Source organism: Aporhodopirellula sallentina SM41 (assembly GCF_000346505.1).
Classification (GTDB): Bacteria; Planctomycetota; Planctomycetia; order Pirellulales; family Pirellulaceae; genus Rhodopirellula; species Rhodopirellula sallentina.
In genome coordinates this window covers 1-19937 of record NZ_ANOH01000443.1, presented here as the reverse complement: position 1 = coordinate 19937, position 19937 = coordinate 1, and the positions used below count along the sequence as shown (strand labels likewise).

The window sequence follows — 19937 nt, the reverse complement described above, 5'->3', positions numbered from 1 at the left end:
GACCGCCGGACTGTAGGAAAACCACCGCGGCCGCGGCAAGATCAACCGGCCGGGTGTTGATAGGGCGCGCGGTAGGTGCGTTTCAGCGCGGCGGTGGCTTCCGCGTCACCCGGAATGGTGTGGGTGGCGGGATCGAACGCGAGGGTGCGACCGAGTTGCATTGCGTTATTGGCCATGAAACACGACGCGCTGCTGATGTGTCCCTGTTCGATGTCCGCCACCGGTTTGCTGCGGTTGTCAACCGCGTTTAAGAAGTCCCGCATGTGACCCCGGATCGCCGAGGCGACGTGCAGTTCCATCTTCCAGTCTTTGACGTCGGACTCGTCGCTGGGGTATTTGTCCAATTCGATCAGAGGTTCGCCGCTGAGTTTCTTCCCGCCCCCGCGTGGTTCGAAATCGTAACGTTTCACGCTGAGTTTCAACGTGCCGCGGTCGCCGTAAAGAATCGCTGCCCAGGGATACTGAGGGTCGGGAGCGCTGCCCCAGCTGCGGTGAGTCCAGACGACGTCGAGTTCGTCGAAATCGAATGTGGCGGTTTGCGTGTCAGAGGTGTTGGCGATCGATTCGGTTTGCACCTGAATGCCTCCCACGCTGCTGATCCGTCGCGGCCAACCGAGTCCGAGTTGCCATCGAACAAGGTCGAGCATGTGCACACACATGTCGCCGACGATCCCATTGCTGTATTCCATGAACGCTCGCCAAGAACGCGGATGGATGACTTCGTTGTACCCTCGCATCGGTGCCGGGCCGGTCCATGTTTCGAAATCGAGATGGGGTGGCGGTGCGATGATTGGCGGGTTCTTGTTGGCTCGCATATGGAAGTAACAGCACACTTCGGCGAAGGCGACATTCCCGAGCAAACCTTCATCGACGACGCGCTGTTTGGCTTCGATCAGGTGAGGCGTGCTCCGACGCTGCGTCCCGACCTGCACGACCCGTCCGGTCGCGCGAGCTGCGTCGAGCATCGCTTTGCTTTCGAGAGTATCAACGCCCGTCGGCTTTTGCACATAAACATCCGCGCCGGCGTTCACCGCCGCGATCATCGGAAGCGCGTGCCAATGATCGGGCGTGGCGATCAGCACAATGTCGAGGTCTTTCTCGGCCAACATGTCGCGATAGTGAGCGTACGTTCGAGGCCGGTTGCCCGACTTCTGACGCGATGCCATTAGGTCAGCGCACTCTTCGAGCAGTTTTGAATCAACATCGCATAGCGAGACGACTTCGACCGGTTCGACCTTGAGCAACTGCAACAGGTCACATTTGCCGTACCAACCGCATCCGATCAAACCGACGCGGCGTGGCGATGATTGAGGAGCCGCGTACGCTCGGTTCGCAATGGCGGTTGCGGTCGATGCGGCGAGAGTCGAACGGGTTAGGAATGCGCGTCGGTCCATGAGAGTGTTCACCGTGGGGAGAGGGGACAGAGAAAGATCGCAACATCAACACTCACGATAAAGCATTTTCAACGTCGACGGGTGAGTGAACGTTTGGCCCGCCTCGTGGTGAACCCCAGTCATCAATGGGGAAGCGTCATCAATGGGGAAGCGTCATTGATCGGGAAACGCGATCGAATGAGACGTTGTCACCGTCCGGTGGAGGCGACGTCCTATCGGTGGATTTCGGGTGGTGCCGCGGCGTCCTGTGATGCAGCGATGCTCAGATGCTATCGCAGAGCGGGTGGATCGGGCTCGCCGATTCGACCAGTTCGCGAATGGTCACTCCGGCAAACGCCGCCTCGGTCGCCGCGTAGGCTTTGTCCAGTTCCGCGTGCAGCGGGCAGAGCGACGTGTGCGACTTCAGGCCGAGCGGGCAACTGCGGATTCGCTCGATCGGTGCGACGGTGTTGACCACGTCGAGAATCGTCAGTTTGTCGATATCACGTGTCAGTTCGTATCCGCCTCCCGGACCCGGTCGGGAACTCACCAATCCCTCGGCGGCGAGGTCTTGCAGCACGCGAGTCAGGTAGCGGCGAGGCACCTTCGTGTGGACAGCTAAATGGTCCGCAGAAATCGGCTGCCCGACCTGACTGCCCATACAAGCGACGGCTCTCAATGCGTATTCGGCGGTTTTGGATAGCATGTTGATCGATAAAAGTCAGCGAAAGGTAGGACGCGCACATTGACGTGTCACATCCTATTCTATACCATGTTGTGCAGTTATTGGTTCGGGAATGCCCTATTTGAGCAAGTTCTGCGTACCCGTCCATGCTATCTGCCCATCAAGCATGAGCTCATCATTGCATGTGCCGTCCAGCCCCGCCTGAATTACTGGAAGCCCGCCCATGAATCGCGTCCGACGTTTGGTCCTCATTGTTGTCTGTGGATTCACCTTTTTGACGTATGACGGTGCCATCGGCAAGGCACAGTACGACTCGTACGAGCGTCCACCGATCGATTATTTGAACGCGGAGGTGCACGACCCGGTGGCTCGGCTCGCCGAACGAATCAAATCCGGCGAAACGAAATTGGAGTTTGACCCGTCCTTCGGTTACCTCCAATCGGTATTGAAGGAACTCGATATTCCGACGAGTTCTCAGGCACTCGTCTTCTCCAAAACGAGCCTGCAACTGACGCGGATTTCACCGCGACGGCCGCGTGCGTTGTATTTTAACGACGACGTCTACGTCGGGTTTTGCCAACGCGGGGACGTGCTCGAGTTTGCGTCGACGGATTCTCGGCAGGGAGCCACCTTCTACACACTCGAACAGAACGACGAGGACGAGCCGGAGTTTGTTCGCGATCGTGGCGGGTGTTTGTCATGCCACGCCTCGAGCCGGACACAGAACGTGCCTGGGTATCTGGTTCGAAGCGTGTTCGCGGATGCTGCCGGCCGCCCGAAACTCGGCAGCGGGACATTCACGACCGATCAAACGAGCGACTTTCACGATCGTTGGGGCGGGTGGTATGTCACGGGCCAACACGGATCGATGCGTCACATGGGAAACGCCATCTGTGCCGACGACGAAGCGAGTTTTGATCGCGAGTCGGGAGCCAACGAGATGGACCTGAGCGACCGGTTCAACACCGACGCGTACCTCACGCCGCACAGCGACATCGTGGCATTGATGGTGCTCGAACATCAGACACAAATGCACAACGCGATCGCGTCGGCGAACTACGAGACACGTCAGGCGTTGCATCAGTCGTATCAAATGAACGGGCTGTTAGAACGGCCCGAAGGTTTTATCAGCGACAGTGCCAAACGCAGGATCGCGGCATCGACTGAGCGGGTGTTGCGGCACCTGTTGATGTGCGAAGAATTTGTTCTGACCGATTCGGTGTCCGGTTCGACTTCGTTCGCCGAGGACTTTGAAGCACGCGGTCCGGTCGACGGTCACGGTCGGTCGCTGCGTGAACTGAATCTGCAGACGCGGCTGTTCGAGTATCCGTGCAGCTACCTGATTTATTCGGACGCGTTTGCCGGATTACCCGACGAGGTTCGCTCGCCGATTTTGTCGCAGTTGATCGAGATCCTCGTCGCGGAGGAAGTTCCCGACGAGTACGCTCATCTAAGCAAGCCGACCCGAACGGCGATCCTGTCGATCCTTCGCGACACGCTGCCTGAAGTTCAGCAGATGATTTTGGCGAGTAACAACGCCAACTAAGAATCCTGCGGCGTCTTGGTGGACCTGCCGAGTAGTTGCCATCGGGCTCTCACGTGGTGTTCACGTTACGGTTTGAGCCGGCCGATCCAATGTTTGGCAAAGTCAATCAATCCGCTGTAACGAAACGAATCGTCGACGTAGTGTTCGATCACGTAGAACGCGAAGTAGTACGCCCGGCAGAAACTCCAAATCGTCAGCCCGAGCAGAAACACGTTTCGAAACGAAATGATGGACGACAGCAGCAACCCGGCCGACAAACATCCGAGCAATAGAAACAGTCCGCCTTTGAGGATGATCATTGGTTTGGATTGCAGGTCGCTACTGCGTTCCGGATAGTTTCTCATACCGTTCTCGTAGTTCGTCAGGAGAGACGCCGCGGGCGAACGCGATTTGAAGTTGCCAATTCAATTGTGTTTGTCCGATCACACCACGGCGATGCCAACGTCGCGGATCGACCGAGACGGGGCCGCGTAGCAAACACGGTTTGCCCAATTTCCGCAACCGGGATGACAGCATGACGTCTTCCATCAACGGAACGGTGTCGAATCCGCCTACCTTTTCGTACCAATCACGTCGGACAAAGATGGCTTGGTCACCGAAAACGCGGCCGAGCGTTCGAACACGCAGCGCGTTGCCGCATTCCAACCATCGGAATCGCCAACGCTCATCGTCGATCCTTTGGTGAAAGCCACCCCAGTCGGGCCAGTTTGCGGCTCGCATTTGGTCGATTGCGTGCGGATCCAAAAGGCAGTCAGCATGCAAGAAGAGCAGGAAGTCACCGTTTGCGGCAGCCGCACCATGGGCGAGTTGTTGACCTCGTCCGGTCGGGCTGTCGAGTACGATCACTCGCTGGCTTTGACGCTCTGCGAATTGACGGACTTGTTGCACGGTGTCGTCTTCGCTTGCCCCGTCGCTGATGATGATTTCGAGCGGGTGCAGTGCCGCTGCCGACGTGAGGCAGTTTGTGATCACCTTGGATTCATTCCACGTCGGGATGACGACGGAAACCGATCGGCTCGATGAATGGTCTTGCTCGCGATTCACAATCCGGAACTTCCCTCCTCCCCGAAGCATTCGATTTCAGTACCAACTAGTCCAGCCAAGCAGACTAGTATTCCAATGCAGGGTGGCTTTCGGGTGGAGTCGTAGTGGATGACGCAAGGAATCCCCTTGCGTGACTATCGCATCAAGGACTCGTCGCCTCGTCCACTACCCGAAAATCAAGTTGACATGAAGTACTAGCCAATTGGTCCAGCCAAGTAGTCTAGGGAGTGATGCTCCAGAGGGTAACCTATTCAAAACGCTCGTCGTCGATTCGTCGGGGTTGCCTCATCGACGCAGATCAGATTTATGAGCGTCGATTGTTTTCGGCGCCGCGGCTCGCTGGTGGGAACCCGTTGATCGGCGGAGGTGGCGGGCACTGAGTTCTCGACCGATTCCGCAGAGGCAATTCGTTCGCCAGATTCATCAAGATGATATGTCTGTGATCCGTTTCGCGTGGGTGGCCACGGCGTTTTCTTGATTGCGGACGCTATGCAGGTATTCACGCAAGCGAATAGGATGGTTGTCGACGTGGTATGCAAACGATCGGGCGTGTGTGTCATTTTATCGGTGTGAATCACGCTCATGAATGCAACCCAACAGGAACAGGTGAGCGATGTTTTGGCAGGCGTGGTACGAATACCGAATCGACTACGTTCTTTTCTGCGCGATCATTCTGCTCGCTTACGCGTACGTGCTGCGACGTGTTGCTAAGGTCACGCCGCAGCGTCTCGTTGACGAGGCACCGCTGCCGCAGGAAGAAAGCGACAGCGAGGATCCGGTCTCGGCGGTTGAAAACCGCTTGCCACCGTTTCGTCTGCGATTGTCATTCTTTGTGCTGATCGCCACGTTGGCCGTCGGGTGTGTGTTGGTCGAGTGGGTCGATCGTCTGCAGCGAAAGATTCTGCGTGAACAACTGATTGGGATCGCGCCGACTTATGCGATCGAGTTGCAGAGTCTTGGGCACGAATTGATCACGCCTGAGACGCCCCCGGATGACCCCACTTACCTGGCAATGATCGAGGCTCAAAAGCGTTGGTTGTCGGTCAACCCACAGGTCGCGGACATCTACACGTTCCGAATGGCACCACCGGAAATTCGAGAGTCCTTTGAGAAGACCAACGAAGGACAACTCGATGACGGCCGAGACGTCTATCAACTGATCATCGATTCCGAGACAGACTACGATCACGATGGAAAATACACCGGCAAGCAGGAGTCTCGCACGGAGATCGGCGAGTTCTATTCGGACGTCAATTTTGAAGAGGTCCGGCGGGCCTTTGCCGGCCAAGTCGTGTTTGCCGATATCCCTCACCAGGATCGATGGGGATATTGGGTGTCGGCGCACGCACCGATTTGGGATAGCGAGGGGAACGTCGAAGCGCTCGTCGGGGTGGATTTCTCGGCGACGCGGTATGCACGCTCGGTTGTTTGGACGCGTTTGAGTTTGATCGCGATCCTCGCAACCGTGTTGTCGTTGTACCTGTCGGCGATCGCCATCATTGGAATTCTCAAAGGCAGTTTGGCGTCGCAGGCGATCGGACGAAAACAGCTTCGCACGCAACGTGACCGGGCGACCCAAGCGGCTGCGGAGGCTCGACGTGCGACGCAAGCAAAGAGCCAGTTCCTGGCCAACATGAGTCACGAGATTCGAACGCCCATGAACGGCATTCTCGGGATGACGGAGCTGCTTTTGCGGAGTCCGTTGCGACGGGAGCAACATCGATTCATGACGATGATCAAAACGTCCGCCAACGGATTGCTGAACGTGCTCAATGATGTGTTGGACTTTTCGAGAATCGAAGCCGGACGTATCGATTTGGAAGAGGTGCCGTTTGACTTGCATGAATTGGTTAACCAAACCGTGCAGGCGGTTGCGGGAGGTCGGCAATACATCGGCTCGATGGCCGAAGGCGGTGCCGCTCCTTCGCCGGCGAGCGATGTTGAGTTGGCGGTGCGAATCGCGCCCGGAACCCCGGAGCACTTGATCGGCGACCCGACCCGATTGCGTCAAGTGTTGGTGAACTTGGTCGGCAACGCGTTGAAGTTCACGTCGCAGGGCGAAGTGATTGTGGAAGCGAGCACCGATCACGATGGGACGATGTTCGATACTGAGGTTGGAGATCAGGCGGCTTCGGAGCGAGTCCGTTTGCTGATTTCGGTTAGTGACACGGGAATCGGTATGTCGAAGTCACAGAAGGCCAAGATCTTCGAAGCGTTCACGCAAGCCGATGCGTCGACTACGCGACAATACGGCGGCACCGGACTGGGATTGGCGATCAGTGCGAAGTTGGTCGAGCGAATGGGAGGACGACTCGGGGTGGAAAGCACGCTCGGCGTGGGCAGCCGGTTCGAGTTCGATGTGCCTCTGCGAGTGCAATCCGATTCCGAAGCGAAGTTCGCCTCTGCGAATGCGAACCTGAAAGATATCCGGGGCTCGCGTTTGTTGGTTGTCGATGACCACCAGATTAACCGGATCATCTTGAATGAGTTGTTGGTCGACGCCGGATGTCACGTCGACTGTTTGCAGGGCGGTGCCGACGTGGTCGCCAGTATGAAGGCTGCTGTTAAAGAGGGGCAGCCATATCATTTGGTGCTGCTCGATTTCATGATGCCCAACGGCGACGGGCACGACGTGGCACATTCGATTCGAGAAGATGAGGAAATCGGTGACACGCCGATCGCATGGTTGTCGTCGATGGGGGCCGAGGTCGAACACCGCTGGGTCGAGGACCTGCGGATCTTGCGTTGTTTGACCAAACCGGTTTCTCCCGGCGATTTGTTGAGTTTGGTTGCCGAGGCGGTCCGGATTCAATCCGATAAAAACGGCCAATTGGACACGGGCCATGGCGGGGATTTGGCCGGCGAATCGCTGTCGGGTGGATCGTCGGGGAATCTGTCGGTCGGTTCAAACGATATCGCAAAGACGCATCCCACGTTTGGTCGTTGTTCGGTTCGACGCAGCATATTGTTGGTAGAGGATGGCGGCATCAATCGCGTGGTTGCCGAAAACATGCTGCGGGCTCGGGGCCACGATGTGGTCGGTGTGGCCAGCGGTTTTCAGGCAATCGAACGGCTGCGAAGCGAAGCGTACGATGTGGTTTTGATGGATGTGCAGATGCCTGAGATGGACGGATTCGAAACGACGTCTCGCATCCGCACAACGCTGCCCGAACCGGCTTGCAGCGTGCATATTATTGCCATGACCGCCTACGCAATGAGCGGTGATCAGGTGCGTTGTCTTGACGCAGGCATGAACGACTATGTCTCGAAACCGTATACACCCGAGCGCCTATTTGCGGCGGTGGAAGCAGGAGACAACAATGAAGGAAGCAATGACACCGAAGACGATTTAACCAACGGAAGGAGCAGTGTCATGAAAGCGAACCGGGCGATGATTCTCGAAGAAACGATCGACGAGAAAGTCGCCAAACCGTCGGATTCGGAACCGTCGGAAGCTCCGGTTTCTATAGAAAACGTCGATGCGTTAACTCGACCGAATACGGATGTCGCGATCGAGGAGAATCGGCCGCCGATCGATTCGATCGATGAATCGGTTTTGCGGCAAAACGTTGGCGACGACCCCGAGTTCCTCAAAATCATGAGTGACACTTTTGCGGAACAATGGCCCAAACAATTACAGGCTCTTTCCGAGGCGATCGATCGGGGGAACGATGCGGATGTTGCAACGAGTGCTCATCAACTCAAAGGCACCGCGTCGGCGCTCGGGGCGACTGAGTTGCAGAAACTCGCAGGAGATTTGGAAGAAGAAGCACGGGACCGAATGGACTACGCCGAAGGTCGATTGCAGCCGTCCGATCAAACGCAGCAGCAATTGTTTGACATCTTCCCGACTGAAAAATGGTACACGACTAGGAATGTGCTGCGATCTGGAGGAGAATCAACCGCACGACGCTTGGACCATATCGCACAGTCTCAATAACTCTCACCCATGAAATTGCTGATCGCGGACGATAACCCGGTGTGGCGCAAGCTGATGCAGGCGGCGGTTGCGCCATGGGGTTACCGTGTTGTGTTTGCCGAGAACGGACGCGAAGCGCTCGAGGCGTTGCAGTCGGATGACCCTCCCCGGTTGGCTCTTTTGGATTGGTTGATGCCCGAAATCGAGGGCGTCGAGGTTTGTCGACGGATCAAACAAAATCCGGAAGCACCGTTCACCTACATCATCTTGCTCACCAGCCGCGATCGCGAAGAAGACATGATCGAAGGTCTCGACGCGGGGGCGGACGACTATCTGACCAAACCGATTGTCGCGGCGCTCCTGAAAAGTCGATTGGCATCGGCACGACGGATCGTGGAGGCAGTGCCGCCGGCGCAGTGGACCAAGCCCCAGGTTAATGGATTTGAAGTTCATCACCTGATCGGGAAAGGCGCGTTCGCAACCGTTTGGAGAGCGACGCATGTGGCCACCGGTCGGCTCGCCGCGATCAAGATCATTCGCGCCGACTTGGCGACCGATCTTGTCTTCGAGCGATTCGCACGCGAAGTTCAAGTGATGCGAAAGATGGACCATCCGGGCATCGCGGCGATCTACGCGAGTCATCTCGATCGGGAGTTCGCCTACTACGCGATGGAGCTGATCGAAGGCGAGTCGCTCGGCCACTATGTCGCGTCGCAAAAACCAAAGGCGACCAAGATCATCGAAATGATGGCCCAGGTTTGCGACGCGTTGCAGCACGCGCACTCGCAAAACATTATCCACCGAGACGTCAAACCGTCCAACGTGATGGTCGGTCGTGACGGGCAACCGAAGTTGGTCGATTTCGGGTTGAGTAAGTCGATGTTTCGTGCCTACTCGGCACCTTCGTCCAACGAGACCAGCGAAGGTGCCGTCCTGGGAACGCCGCTTTTCATGTCGCCCGAGCAGGCACGGGGCGAAGCCGAGCGGGTCGACCACCGTAGTGACATCTACGCGGTCGCCACCATGCTTTATCTGTTCTTGCTTCGCGAACATCCCCACGGAGTCAACTCCATGGGACGGGAAGAGACGATTCAAACGATCGCGACCACCGATGCGAAACGCGCCAGCAGCATCAACGAGAAGTTCAACCCGCAACTCGACGACATTCTCGCCAAGTGTCTGTCCACCGACCCGGACGCGCGATACCAAACGGCGGGAGAGTTCGCCAAGGCGCTACGAGATTTCTTGCACGACCGGGCCGCCACCCGGAGCGGAATCGGGCATTCCTGATCGTTGCCATGGGCGACGGGGGATCGATCCGCGTGCGCTAACCTTCGAGCAATTTGCCAAGTAGCCCGAGCAGAAACCCGAGGACGGCGCCCAGCGACGGGAAACTGCTGCGTTTGAGTGGGACTTGCGGTGCGATGTCTTCAAACACCAAGTACAAAATTCCCGAGGCCGCGAACACCTGCATCCACCCCATCACGCGTGGGTAATCCGACAGCATCCAGAAACCGAACGCACCGAGCAACGGTCCCAAGAATGCCGCGGCAAAGAACGCCCAGAGGATCTTCGATTTCGACATCCCACTGTCGAGGAACTCACGGAACGAGTTGAATCCTTCAGGCAGGTTTTGCAGCGCGATGATTGACGCCAACAACATGGCACCACCGCCGCCTGTCGCGATTGTTGCACCCAATGCGATGACCTCCGGAATAAAATCAGACAACATGGCGACCAATTGAGACGCCGACGATTTGGATCGATCCAGAAGGACCTGAAGTCCCCAGAAAAAGAGTCCGCCGCATGCAAACGCGACCACGGACTCTCCCGTCGAGATTGGTTTGATCCCTTCGGGAATCAGAACCAGAGCGACGGCCGAGATCAACGCCCCGCCGCCAAAGGCGATTACGGTGTGGCGAAATTCATTCTCGAGCCACTGGGGGCGGATGTGCTCGATCGACGCGATCAACCCACCCATCGGGATCGCGGCCCCCGCAATGCTGGTCAAAATAATCAGTTCTACGATTGGGGTCATGTGGATTGCTGGTGGTGAGGACGGATGGAATAGTGCGAGTCATGAAAAACACCACCGCGCCGGGGGCTTTCACTGGCGCGATTGCGACTGCGTTTCTGCAATAGAGCAAAACGATTGAGCAAAATCGGGGCCGGAAGGGCGTCGCGGCAATTTCCTCGAGAATTGACGCCGATTGGTGTCTGTGAGGAAGACGGAGTCAAGCGTTGCAATGCGAGGGGCCTTTTGCCACCGGGTAGTGTCCGCTTGCCACGGGCCGTGTCCGCTTGCCAGGTAGCATTGTCGACGCGCGATGTTGTTCGGTACGGCTATGCGAACTAACTTGTGAGGTTATTCGCCGCGGCGTGCCTTCCATGCAGGTTGGCATGCTGCTGCGGTCTATATATCACGTTTGGTGCGGTTGTTTTCGATTGGACCGGTCGCTTTGCCGGTTTGCTCCTGCGTTGCCCGCGTGATCACCACTTCAGATTGAAAAACGCTTTCACTCTCTGTCCCCACTTTCTCAAAAAGTCGTCAACATGAAATTCGCCGTTTTGCTATCGGCCCTTTGCTTCGTGCATTGTTTGTTGTCCCCTTCGTCCGACGCGGCGTCAGGGGATCGTCCGAATATTGTTGTCATCATGGCCGACGACCTCGGATACGGTGATCTTTCCTGTTACGGGGCGACGTCGATCGAAACTCCGAACGTGGACCGGTTGGCGTCGGAAGGACTTCGGTTCACCAATGGTTATTGTTCGGCGTCGACGTGCACGCCGACTCGGTATTCGATGTTGACAGGGACCTATGCGTTTCGAAAGCCGAAGACCGGCATCGCTCCTCCGAACGCGCCGGCGATCATCAAGCCCGGCACCGAGACGGTTGCCTCGCTGTTGAACGATGGCGGCTACACAACCGGAGTGGTTGGCAAGTGGCACCTCGGGCTCGGTGGTCCGAGTGGCCCGGATTGGAACGGCGATCTCAAACCAGGGCCGCTCGAGATTGGATTCGATTCGTGCTTCTTGTTGCCAACCACCAATGACCGCGTGCCGCAGGTGTACGTCGAGAATCACAAAGTGTTGAATCTGGACCCCGCGGATCCGTTGTGGGTTGGACGCAAGAGTCCGAGTCCCGAGCATCCCAATGGGATCACCAACCGTAGTTCCCTCAAACTCGATTGGTCGCATGGGCACAACAATACGATCCACAACGGTATCAGTCGGATTGGTTTCTACACCGGCGGAAATGCGGCCCGATTCCGAGACGAAGATCTCGCGGACAAATGGGTGGAGAAATCGAACGAGTTCATGCAGGAGCATCAGAACGAACCGTTCTTCCTCTTCTTTTCTTCGCACGATATTCACGTCCCGCGAATGCCGCATGAGCGATTCCAAGGCAAATCGAGCCTCGGATTGCGGGGCGACTCGATTCTCGAGTTTGACTGGTGCGTTGGCGAAGTGATGAAGACGCTCGACCGTTTGAATCTAGCGGAAAAGACGTTGGTGGTCCTTTGTTCGGACAACGGTCCGGTGCTCGATGATGGTTACCAGGACGAAGCGGTTGAGAAGATCGGATCACACCGTGCCGGCGGGAAGTTTACCGGCGGGAAGTACAGCGTCTACGAGGGTGGCACGCGGACGCCGTTCATCACACGATGGAAAGGGAAAATCCAACCCGGAGTCAGCGATGACATCGTTTGCACGATTGACTTCGCAGCCAGCTTTGCTGCCCTGACCGGATTGACGTTGCCCGAGGACGGGTGTTTGGACAGCATGAACGTGCTCGATGCCCTGTTAGGGAAATCGGGGGCCGATGGCCGCGAGTCGCTGATCCAGCAAGATAACGGTGGATCAGGGACGTTCGGTTACCGATCCGGAAAATGGAAACTGCATCGATACGATCGTCGCAAAGCTCGTAACGTCGTGGTGGAAACCAAACTGGTCAACACACCGGTTCCTCAGTACATGCTGTTCGACCTCGAGGCCGATCCGTCGGAGCAAAACAACGTCATCGATGAGCATCCGCAGGTGGCCGAACGCCTCAAGGGTGAGCTCCAACGGCTTATCGATAACGGACGTTCTCGCTAGGCGGTTGAACGTCGAGATGATTTCCCGTCGCCGCGTCGGCATGTCCGGTGCGGCCGGTACGGAAGAACGAGTGACGCGCGAATTCTTCGGACGCGGCCGTGCGTCCTCGTTCCATGACCTCTTCCGGGTTTTGGAAATCGAACCAGGAAACGCCGGTCAGTTCGGGGCGAATGTGAACGTCGGCGAGTTCGGTTTTCTCGCGCCGGAGGATTTGTTCGCCGATGTCTTGCATCCGCATCATCACATCCATCGCGGTGTCGAATTTCTCCATGCGTGCGTTGCGTTGTCCGATATCGACGAGGATCGTCAGGTCGCTGGCGTACGCACTCGCCACGGCGGTCGGTATGGAGTCGACAACGCCGATGTCACATAGCAGCATCCCGTTGTGTTCGACCGGTGGGAAAATGCCCGGCAATGCCATGGATGCGTGAATCGCGGTCCGCACCGATCCCGATTCGAGCACGACGCGGTGTCCACTGCGGAGGTCGGCAGCAACGATGCTCAGTGGCATCGACAAATCGGCAAACTCGATATCAGGAATCAATTCCTCGATCGAGGCGGTCAGCATGGCATCGTGCAACAACGATTGCTGAGTCACGGCACGGGTGAGTCGTCGGTGTGCGGAGTAGAGATACTTTGCTCGGTCGTACCACGCCATGATTCCGGTGTTGGCGTTTTCGTCGGGGACGTTGGCCGAGCCGAAGAGTTGTTGTTGATGATGGTCGAACCCCGGAGAGTCGAGAAAACCCATCACCTTTCCTTGGACACGCTGGATATTGTCGTCCACGGCACACATTGCTCCGATGAGAGCACCGATGCTGGTCCCGACGTATCGCTCGACCTGAACGCGAGTTTGTTTGAGGACTTCGAGAACGCCGAGGTGTGCCAACCCACGCGCACCTCCACCGCCCAATGCGACAACGGCGTTTCGCATGGGGGCGGGTTGTTCGGGATGGTCGCGACGAAAAGGGATTACTTTTGCCGTGTTCATGGGTGACTCGTTCCTCGTGAAATGAAGGGCTCCTGGTGGATTGGCGCACGCGTGTTGGAGCACGCGCGGTGATCGGGAAGTCACGGTGACTACTTGTAGGGCATCATGATTTGGCCGGACTGCACTCCGGTGAGTGCCGACCACCCGGTTTCCCCCGCGTTCCCCTCTGCCAAGTGAGCCTCGTCTGCAATTCGCGCGCCCAGTCGTGTGACGTTTCGGAAGTCTTGATCGCTTGGCTTGCCGCCTTCGATTCGCAATCGCAGTTCGCGACAGATCACATCGGCTGCTTGGCGAGTGATCGCATCGCCGCTGCGTCCGGCGTACAGGGCGGTCACCAAAATGACCACCGCCGATTGAATCTCGAGCGACAACGCGGACATGCGACATTGCCGGTCGGCCAGTTTCAATTGATAGGTTCGCATCGTCGAACTGACCCGCATTCCGCTGCCCGAGAGATATTTGCGGGCGAAGCGGACATGACGACGCAGTTTGGAATCGCTGACACCCGCGTCGGTCCATCGCGCCGGGCGGATCGTTTGCCGTGTGAACCAACCGGCGTACTTCATCAACGGACGACGCAGCGCCCACGCGTGTTTCGGGTTGAGCGGATTCGGTTTGGAAACGCCCAGGTCATGGAGTGCTTGACCGATCGGCTCGAAGTACTGCTTGCCGTGATGTTTGACCATCGATTTAAAGAACGCCATGCCGAGTACCTCGCCCTCGCCTTCATAAATGCAGGGCGCGAGGAAGTCGTGCACGTTGTCGCCGAACAGGTGTCCTTTGAGGAACGAACGCCCGCCGTGGGTTTTCATGAAGAGTTCGATCGCGGCCTCCTTTTGCATTTCGCTGCCGAAGATCTTCGCGATGATGCATTCCATCTCGCCTCGGTAACCTTGGTCGAGCAGGTCGGAGCACCAGGCGGACAAGGCATCGCAGGCCACAATCATCCCGGCCAACCTGCCGACACGACGTTGAATCAGTTCGCGACGTTCGATCGGTTGACCATAGGTTTCTCGGTAAGCAGCCCATGGCAGCATTTCGCTGAGCATCCAACGCATCGCACCGGCGGCATTGGCACACAGGGAGACCCGTCCGAGATTCAAGCCGTGATAGGCGATCGTCAATCCATCACCTTGAGCGGGCATCAAGCGATTCTCTTTCGGAACGCGGAAGTTTCGAAAGATCAGCCCGTTGTTGTGGGCTCGCCGCAACGCGTAAATGTCATACCGGTTCAGGGAGAACGTTTCGTCGGTCGTGGCGGGAAGATCGACCACCAGCACACTCGGCACATTGTCGATCATGCAAACCAGCCCGATCGTGCGTCCCGGTACCGCGTTGGTGATGAACAGCTTTTCGCCGTTGACGACGTAGTCATCTCCATCGAGTACCGCGGTCGTTTTCAGGGCCGTCAGATCGCTGCCGGCGCCCGGTTCGGTCAACGCGAAAGCGGACAGTGTGCGCCCGTCGGCGAGTTTCGGGAGAAAGCGTTCTTTCTGTTCCTGACTGCCGAACGAACGAACCGGATCGACGGCACCGATACAACCGTGGACCGAAGCGAGTCCGGCCACGGTCGGATCGATCGTCGCCATCCGAGTGATCATGTCGGTGAACTCACGCATGGTCGCGCCACTGCCGCCGTATTGTCGACCGACGAGCAGGCCCCAGTAACCGACCGACCCGAGTTCCGCGATGACTTTGTTCGTGATCTTGCCGTCGTCACCGAACAGCGTTTTTTCATCACGGTGTTTGCGGACAATACTTAGCGACTGTTCAACGACGAGCGAGACCGGCGGCGAGAAAGTTATCGGCAGAGATGCGAAGTCTTCCGTCGCGTTGTCCTTCTCCCAAACGGCACGATGGACGGGGCTGTTGACGGTTTGGTATCGCGGTGCGAAGAGTGCTTCGACCTCGTCATCGGCCGTGTCGAGCACGCCGGTCCGTTTGGCTTCGTCCGCCGACCGCCCCCCCGAGTCGCAGTGCGACCTCGGCGAAGGATTCCGGTTTGTTCGGCTGCGCGGGAGTATGGTCAGGTTGCTGAACGTCGTCGGGACGGGTGTGGCGGTGAAAGTCGGTACTCATCGGATGTTCCTATTCGGGCAATGGTTCAAAAAGAGGATCAACACGTCGCTCCTCGGTTGGCCTGCATCCAGGGGCGGTTGCGTCCAGGCTCGTTCCTTTCTTCGTGGGTTCTTCTTATGGCGTTCCTTCTTGCGTGTGTTCGCCGCGGGGCAGTTCCGATTCACGCGAATCGATCGAACCTTCACGCACAAAGAACCTTGTCCCCTTATTGGCCATGTCGGCCATCAACTGCGGTGGCGCCATGCGGGCCCCGTGGATCACCTGCAGTTGTCTCATGTTTTGGTAAACGGCCTCGATGCCGATCGAATCGATCACCCTCAATGGACCGCCACGGTGCGGTGCGAATCCGGTGGCGAGAACCATCGCGAGATCGATCATCCAATCTTCTCGAACGACTTGCTGCTCTTTGCATCGAACCGACTCGGCGAGCATCGGGTAGACCAGTCGCCGCTGGATCATGTTCAGACCGTCGATCGTGAAGCGGTCACTGACGTCGAGCGTCGACATCGGCACAGTGGTCTGGTCTTCACGAGCAGACGCTTTGCCGTCACGGTACCGATAAAAGCCGCGTCCAGATTTCTTACCAAGGTCGCCTGCATCAACGAAACGACCGAGAACGTCGACGACCGGATCGAGACCGACGAGAACATCACCGAGAGAGTTCGCGACATGCATCGCAACGTCCAACCCGACTTGGTCGATCAGTTGCAGTGGTCCCATCGGCATGCCGAAATGTCGCAGTTCCCGATCAATGTCGGCAGGAGCATGTCCTTCGCCGTACATCAAAACGGCTTCGCCGAGATACGGGAACAGGACGCGATTGACGAGGAAGCCGGGGGAGTCCTTCGTGACAATCGGTGTCTTGCCGAGCGAACGAACAAACGCAACCAACCGAGTGATCGTGTCATCGTTGGTGCGGCTGCCGCGAACGACTTCGACCAGTTCCATGCGATGCACCGGATTGAAAAAGTGCAATCCCGCGACACGTTCGGGTCGTTGGGTTTGACCAGCGATTGCGTCGACCGACAGCGATGACGTGTTGGTCGCGAGGATGCAATCCGAAGAAACCACGTGGTCGAGGTTTTTGAAAATCTCTTGTTTGACCTCGAGCCTTTCCACCGCCGCTTCCACAACGAGGTCGGACAAGACGATCGCGTCGTCGTCGGTTGCCACCGCGACGCGTTGGTTCAATTCGCTGCGGGCAGACAGCGACAACCGGTTGCGGTCTGCGTAGGTCTTGATCAGTTTCTCGATACGTTGACGTCCGGCCTGTGCGGCAGATTCATCGACTTCTCGCATCGCGACCTCGTATCCATGAGTGGCCGCGAATTGGCCGATCCCGGCTCCCATCGCTCCGGCACCGATGACGCCGAGGCGGCGAATCTCGTGGGAGTGCAGGTCGACTTTCTCACGTCGGCCCCACGTCTTGATGTCGCGTGCGGACTCGCGGGCGAAGAACAGGTTCAGCAGGTTTCGGCATGTTGCCGTGGCGAGCAGTTTGACAAACTCGCTGCGTTCGGTCACATAACCGGCGCCCTCACGACGCAATCCGACTTCGATCGCACTCATTGCCGCACCGAGTGCCGGGTATTGGTGTTCTTTCTGTTTGATTTGGCGGCGAGCGGTGTGCAGAACAAAGGAACTGCCGGGACGCGATAGCTCGAGCCAATTGGTGATTCGCCGGCGCATCGGTGTGCTGCGTCGGTAACGCGAATGCAGCAGTTCGCTGATGAAGTGCCGAACACCGTCCTCCCAATCGTCCGGTGAGATCGCCCGGTCAATCAGCCCGATCTTTGCCGCCGTATGCGCCGAGACGGCTTTGCCTTGCAGGATCATCTTCAAACTTTGGCTCAGGCCGACCTGACGCGGCAACCGTTGTGTGCCGCCCCAACCGGGGATGAGTCCGAGTTTGATTTCCGGCAACCCGATCTTCGTGCTGCTGTTGTCGCGAGCGATCCGGTAGTCACACGCGAGCGCCCATTCCAACCCACCACCGAGGCACGGCCCGTGAATGACCGCGAGCGTCGGCAGTTGAAGATGGTCGATCCGATGGAACAGTTGCTGACCGGCATCAATCAGCCGTCCGGCTTGGGAAGGACCGGCAATGCGAGCGATAGCTTTGACGTCGGCACCCGCTAGGAAGCCGCTTTCCTTGTTGCTGCAGAACACGACGAGTTTGACGTCGAGGCGTGACTCGATGTCCGTGATGATGTGATCGAGTTCATCAATCACCTCGACCGTGAACACGTTCATGGGGCGTTTCGGGACGTCCAGCGTAACCGTCAGGACACCCGCCGAATTCATGGTCACGTCGAAAGCCGTGTATTGTTTTTCGTTCATCGTTGTCTCCTTGAAACTGGTCACGTTGATATCTTTGTGCCCCGCATTGCGTCCGCACCGGAGGCGACATGGTGGCCGCCTGCGGGCGTTGAGCTGCGGTTATGCGGTTTCCACGACAATGGCGACTCCCTGGCCCCCGCCAACGCACAGCGTTGCGAGCCCCCGTCGTTTGCCCGATTCACGCAGCGCTCTGAGCAGTGTCAGAACAATGCGTGTTCCCGTTGTTCCCACCGGGTGTCCGAGTGCGATCGCACCGCCGTGGATGTTGACTCGATCCATGGGCAATTCGCCGACCGGTTCGGATTGCCCGAGTTCTTTTTCTGCAAACTCACGCGATGCCATCGCGCGTTCGCACGCGATTACCTGCGCGGCGAAGGCTTCGTTGAGTTCAATCAATTCGAAATCGTCGAACGTCATCCCGGTCTGTTTCATTAACTTGGCGACCGCATAGACCGGTCCGAGTCCCATGCGACGCGGATCACAACCGGCAATCGCAAAGCCGGTGATGTAACCAAGTGGTGCACGCGAGAAGCGTTCGAGACCTTTCTGCGATGAGAGCAACATCGCCGCAGCACCGTCGGTCACCTGGCAACTGTTGCCGGCGGTGACGGTTCCGTCTTTGGCAAAAATCGGCCGCAAACGTGCGAGTTGTTCGAGCGATTGTCCGTGTCGGATTCCGTCGTCTTTGTCGAACGTCGTGCCATCGTGCAGAGGCATTGGCGCGATCTCGCCGGAGAAGAAGCAACGCTCCTGCGTTTGGCTCGCCTTTGCGTGACTGCCGACAGCGAATTCGTCCTGTTCACGACGGGAAATGTGATATTCACGTGCGAGCAGTTCGGCCGTTTCGCCCATGTTCATTCCTGAAACCGGATCGGTGAGGCCTAACTGAATCGCAGGCACCGGAGTGAAGTGCCGAGGACGGAAATCCTTCAACACGCTCAAACGGGCCATCAGGGACTTCGCCTTGGCGAGTCGTCCCCACAGTTTGGTGGCATCATTCGGTACCAGCAGCGGAATTTGGGACATCGATTCGGTTCCGCCGGCGACGATGGTGTTGGCGTCACCGTGCGAGATCGCGGCGCACGCGGCGAGCAACGATTCCATGCCGGAGGCGCAGTTGCGGTTGACCGTGTGCGCGATTTGGGTGTGAGGGACTCCGGCTTTGAGCGCGATCACGCGGGCGATGTTCGCCGAGTCGGCCGGCCCCGCGACGTTGCCAAAGATAACTTGGTCAACCGCCTCGGGGCTGAGGCCGCACCGCCGGAGAGACTCGCTCACTGTATGGGTACCCAGGTCGGCCGCCGATACGTCGGCGAGCTTACCGAATGCCTTGGCAAACGGCGTGCGTACGCCATCCACGATCGCCACCGGTTTGAAAGGATGTGTGTCACTTTTCATCGTCATGCGTTTTCTCCCTTCGAGTCATCAACAGTCGATGTTTCCGTTTCACGCAGTTTGCGACGGATGATCTTGCCTAGGAAATTCTTAGGCAGTTCCTGTTCGCAGTGTTCGTAAATTGCGGGCTGTTTGTGTTTGGACAGATGCTCGCGACAATGCGCGCGGATCACGTCTTCATCCCACTCGGCGCCCGGAGTCATGACCACGAACGCCTTGACGAGCTCGCCTCGTGCGGGGTCGGGTTGGCCGACAACGGCGACCTCCGCGACGCCGGGGGCTGACTGCAGGACGGTTTCCACCTCGACCGGATAGACATTGAATCCCGACGTGATGATGAGATCTTTCTTGCGGCCCACGATCGTGTAGCGACCGTTCTGATCGCGGGTTGCCAAGTCGCCGGTGCGGAGCCATCCGTCGACGATCGCTTCCCGCGTGGCGTCCGCATCGTTCCAATAACCGAGCAT

General features: G+C 57.8%; 15 protein-coding genes. 4 read left to right on the top strand and 11 right to left on the bottom strand.

Translation table 11 applies throughout. The annotated features are described in order from the left end of the window. Positions 1–41: 41 nt before the first annotated feature. Positions 42–1394 (bottom strand): Gfo/Idh/MocA family protein, encoded by a 1353-nt coding sequence (locus RSSM_RS28725; protein ID WP_008688141.1) that lies wholly within the window; start codon positions 1392–1394, stop codon positions 42–44. Positions 1395–1656: 262 nt separating this feature from the next. Next, a complete protein-coding gene (locus RSSM_RS28720) occupies positions 1657–2079 on the bottom strand; it encodes an RrF2 family transcriptional regulator (RefSeq protein ID WP_044303929.1) in 423 nt (140 codons plus the stop codon). Between the two features lie 202 nt (positions 2080–2281). Here RSSM_RS28720 and RSSM_RS28715 point away from each other — a divergent pair, with 202 nt between their 5' ends. Beyond that, positions 2282–3604 (top strand): hypothetical protein, encoded by a 1323-nt coding sequence (locus RSSM_RS28715; RefSeq protein WP_008688135.1) that lies wholly within the window; start codon positions 2282–2284, stop codon positions 3602–3604. A 65-nt stretch (positions 3605–3669) separates the two neighbouring features. Here the strand turns inward: RSSM_RS28715 and RSSM_RS28710 are convergent, their stop codons facing one another. Continuing rightward, positions 3670–3948, bottom strand: a complete 279-nt coding sequence (locus RSSM_RS28710; protein WP_008688133.1) for a hypothetical protein — start codon at positions 3946–3948, stop codon at positions 3670–3672. Further along, positions 3923–4678, bottom strand: coding sequence for a TIGR04283 family arsenosugar biosynthesis glycosyltransferase (locus RSSM_RS28705; RefSeq protein WP_081613917.1), 756 nt, complete (start codon positions 4676–4678; stop codon positions 3923–3925). The genes RSSM_RS28710 and RSSM_RS28705 overlap by 26 nt, the downstream gene beginning before the upstream one ends. Positions 4679–5261: 583 nt before the next feature. Here RSSM_RS28705 and RSSM_RS28695 point away from each other — a divergent pair. Both RSSM_RS28695 and RSSM_RS28690 read left to right on the top strand, forming a co-directional pair. Further along, a complete protein-coding gene (locus tag RSSM_RS28695) occupies positions 5262–8588 on the top strand; it encodes a response regulator (RefSeq protein WP_008688126.1) in 3327 nt (1108 codons plus the stop codon). 9 nt (positions 8589–8597) lie between these two features. Beyond that, positions 8598–9857, top strand: coding sequence for a protein kinase domain-containing protein (locus RSSM_RS28690; protein WP_008688124.1), 1260 nt, complete (start codon positions 8598–8600; stop codon positions 9855–9857). 37 nt (positions 9858–9894) lie between these two features. Here the strand turns inward: RSSM_RS28690 and RSSM_RS28685 are convergent, their stop codons facing one another. Next, entirely contained in the window at positions 9895–10605 is a 711-nt protein-coding gene (locus tag RSSM_RS28685; protein WP_008688121.1) for a ZIP family metal transporter, read from the bottom strand. 515 nt (positions 10606–11120) lie between these two features. Between RSSM_RS28685 and RSSM_RS28680 the strand changes: the two genes are divergently transcribed. Further along, positions 11121–12665 carry a sulfatase family protein gene (locus RSSM_RS28680; protein WP_008688118.1) on the top strand — a complete coding sequence of 515 codons (1545 nt, stop codon included), beginning with the start codon at positions 11121–11123 and terminating at the stop codon, positions 12663–12665. Here the strand turns inward: RSSM_RS28680 and RSSM_RS28675 are convergent. The 6 genes from RSSM_RS28675 to RSSM_RS28655 all read right to left on the bottom strand — a co-directional run. Further along, positions 12640–13656, bottom strand: coding sequence for a patatin-like phospholipase family protein (locus RSSM_RS28675; protein WP_008688117.1), 1017 nt, complete (start codon positions 13654–13656; stop codon positions 12640–12642). The two genes, RSSM_RS28680 and RSSM_RS28675, sit on opposite strands and share 26 nt — an antisense overlap. Before the next feature lie 89 nt (positions 13657–13745). Continuing rightward, the gene (locus tag RSSM_RS28670; protein WP_008688115.1) at positions 13746–15587 is read right to left on the bottom strand and encodes an acyl-CoA dehydrogenase family protein; all 1842 of its coding nucleotides are present in this window, start codon (positions 15585–15587) and stop codon (positions 13746–13748) included. Continuing rightward, the gene (locus RSSM_RS35070; protein WP_236621455.1) at positions 15568–15735 is read right to left on the bottom strand and encodes a hypothetical protein; all 168 of its coding nucleotides are present in this window, start codon (positions 15733–15735) and stop codon (positions 15568–15570) included. Before RSSM_RS35070 ends, RSSM_RS28670 begins: the two co-directional genes overlap by 20 nt. Before the next feature lie 114 nt (positions 15736–15849). After that, the gene (locus RSSM_RS28665; RefSeq protein WP_044303927.1) at positions 15850–18075 is read right to left on the bottom strand and encodes a 3-hydroxyacyl-CoA dehydrogenase NAD-binding domain-containing protein; all 2226 of its coding nucleotides are present in this window, start codon (positions 18073–18075) and stop codon (positions 15850–15852) included. 99 nt (positions 18076–18174) lie between these two features. After that, positions 18175–19479: a thiolase family protein gene (locus RSSM_RS28660; protein WP_008688111.1), complete on the bottom strand. Its 1305-nt coding sequence runs from the start codon at positions 19477–19479 to the stop codon at positions 18175–18177. Beyond that, the coding region (locus RSSM_RS28655; RefSeq protein WP_008688110.1) for a class I adenylate-forming enzyme family protein at positions 19476–19937 on the bottom strand (462 nt) is incomplete at its 5' end. The genes RSSM_RS28655 and RSSM_RS28660, both read right to left, overlap by 4 nt.

What these genes read in the sequence shown, in the direction of transcription:
- RSSM_RS35070 (WP_236621455.1), bottom strand. Translation starts at nt 15,735, where the DNA reads ATGAGTACCGACTTTCACCGCCACACCCGTCCCGACGACGTTCAGCAA.
- RSSM_RS28665 (WP_044303927.1), bottom strand. Translation starts at nt 18,075, where the DNA reads ATGAACGAAAAACAATACACGGCTTTCGACGTGACCATGAATTCGGCG.
- RSSM_RS28710 (WP_008688133.1), bottom strand. Translation starts at nt 3,948, where the DNA reads ATGAGAAACTATCCGGAACGCAGTAGCGACCTGCAATCCAAACCAATG.
- RSSM_RS28690 (WP_008688124.1), top strand. Translation starts at nt 8,598, where the DNA reads ATGAAATTGCTGATCGCGGACGATAACCCGGTGTGGCGCAAGCTGATG.
- RSSM_RS28715 (WP_008688135.1), top strand. Translation starts at nt 2,282, where the DNA reads ATGAATCGCGTCCGACGTTTGGTCCTCATTGTTGTCTGTGGATTCACC.
- RSSM_RS28675 (WP_008688117.1), bottom strand. Translation starts at nt 13,656, where the DNA reads ATGAACACGGCAAAAGTAATCCCTTTTCGTCGCGACCATCCCGAACAA.
- RSSM_RS28725 (WP_008688141.1), bottom strand. Translation starts at nt 1,394, where the DNA reads ATGGACCGACGCGCATTCCTAACCCGTTCGACTCTCGCCGCATCGACC.
- RSSM_RS28680 (WP_008688118.1), top strand. Translation starts at nt 11,121, where the DNA reads ATGAAATTCGCCGTTTTGCTATCGGCCCTTTGCTTCGTGCATTGTTTG.
- RSSM_RS28705 (WP_081613917.1), bottom strand. Translation starts at nt 4,678, where the DNA reads ATGCTTCGGGGAGGAGGGAAGTTCCGGATTGTGAATCGCGAGCAAGAC.
- RSSM_RS28660 (WP_008688111.1), bottom strand. Translation starts at nt 19,479, where the DNA reads ATGACGATGAAAAGTGACACACATCCTTTCAAACCGGTGGCGATCGTG.
- RSSM_RS28685 (WP_008688121.1), bottom strand. Translation starts at nt 10,605, where the DNA reads ATGACCCCAATCGTAGAACTGATTATTTTGACCAGCATTGCGGGGGCC.
- RSSM_RS28720 (WP_044303929.1), bottom strand. Translation starts at nt 2,079, where the DNA reads ATGCTATCCAAAACCGCCGAATACGCATTGAGAGCCGTCGCTTGTATG.
- RSSM_RS28695 (WP_008688126.1), top strand. Translation starts at nt 5,262, where the DNA reads ATGTTTTGGCAGGCGTGGTACGAATACCGAATCGACTACGTTCTTTTC.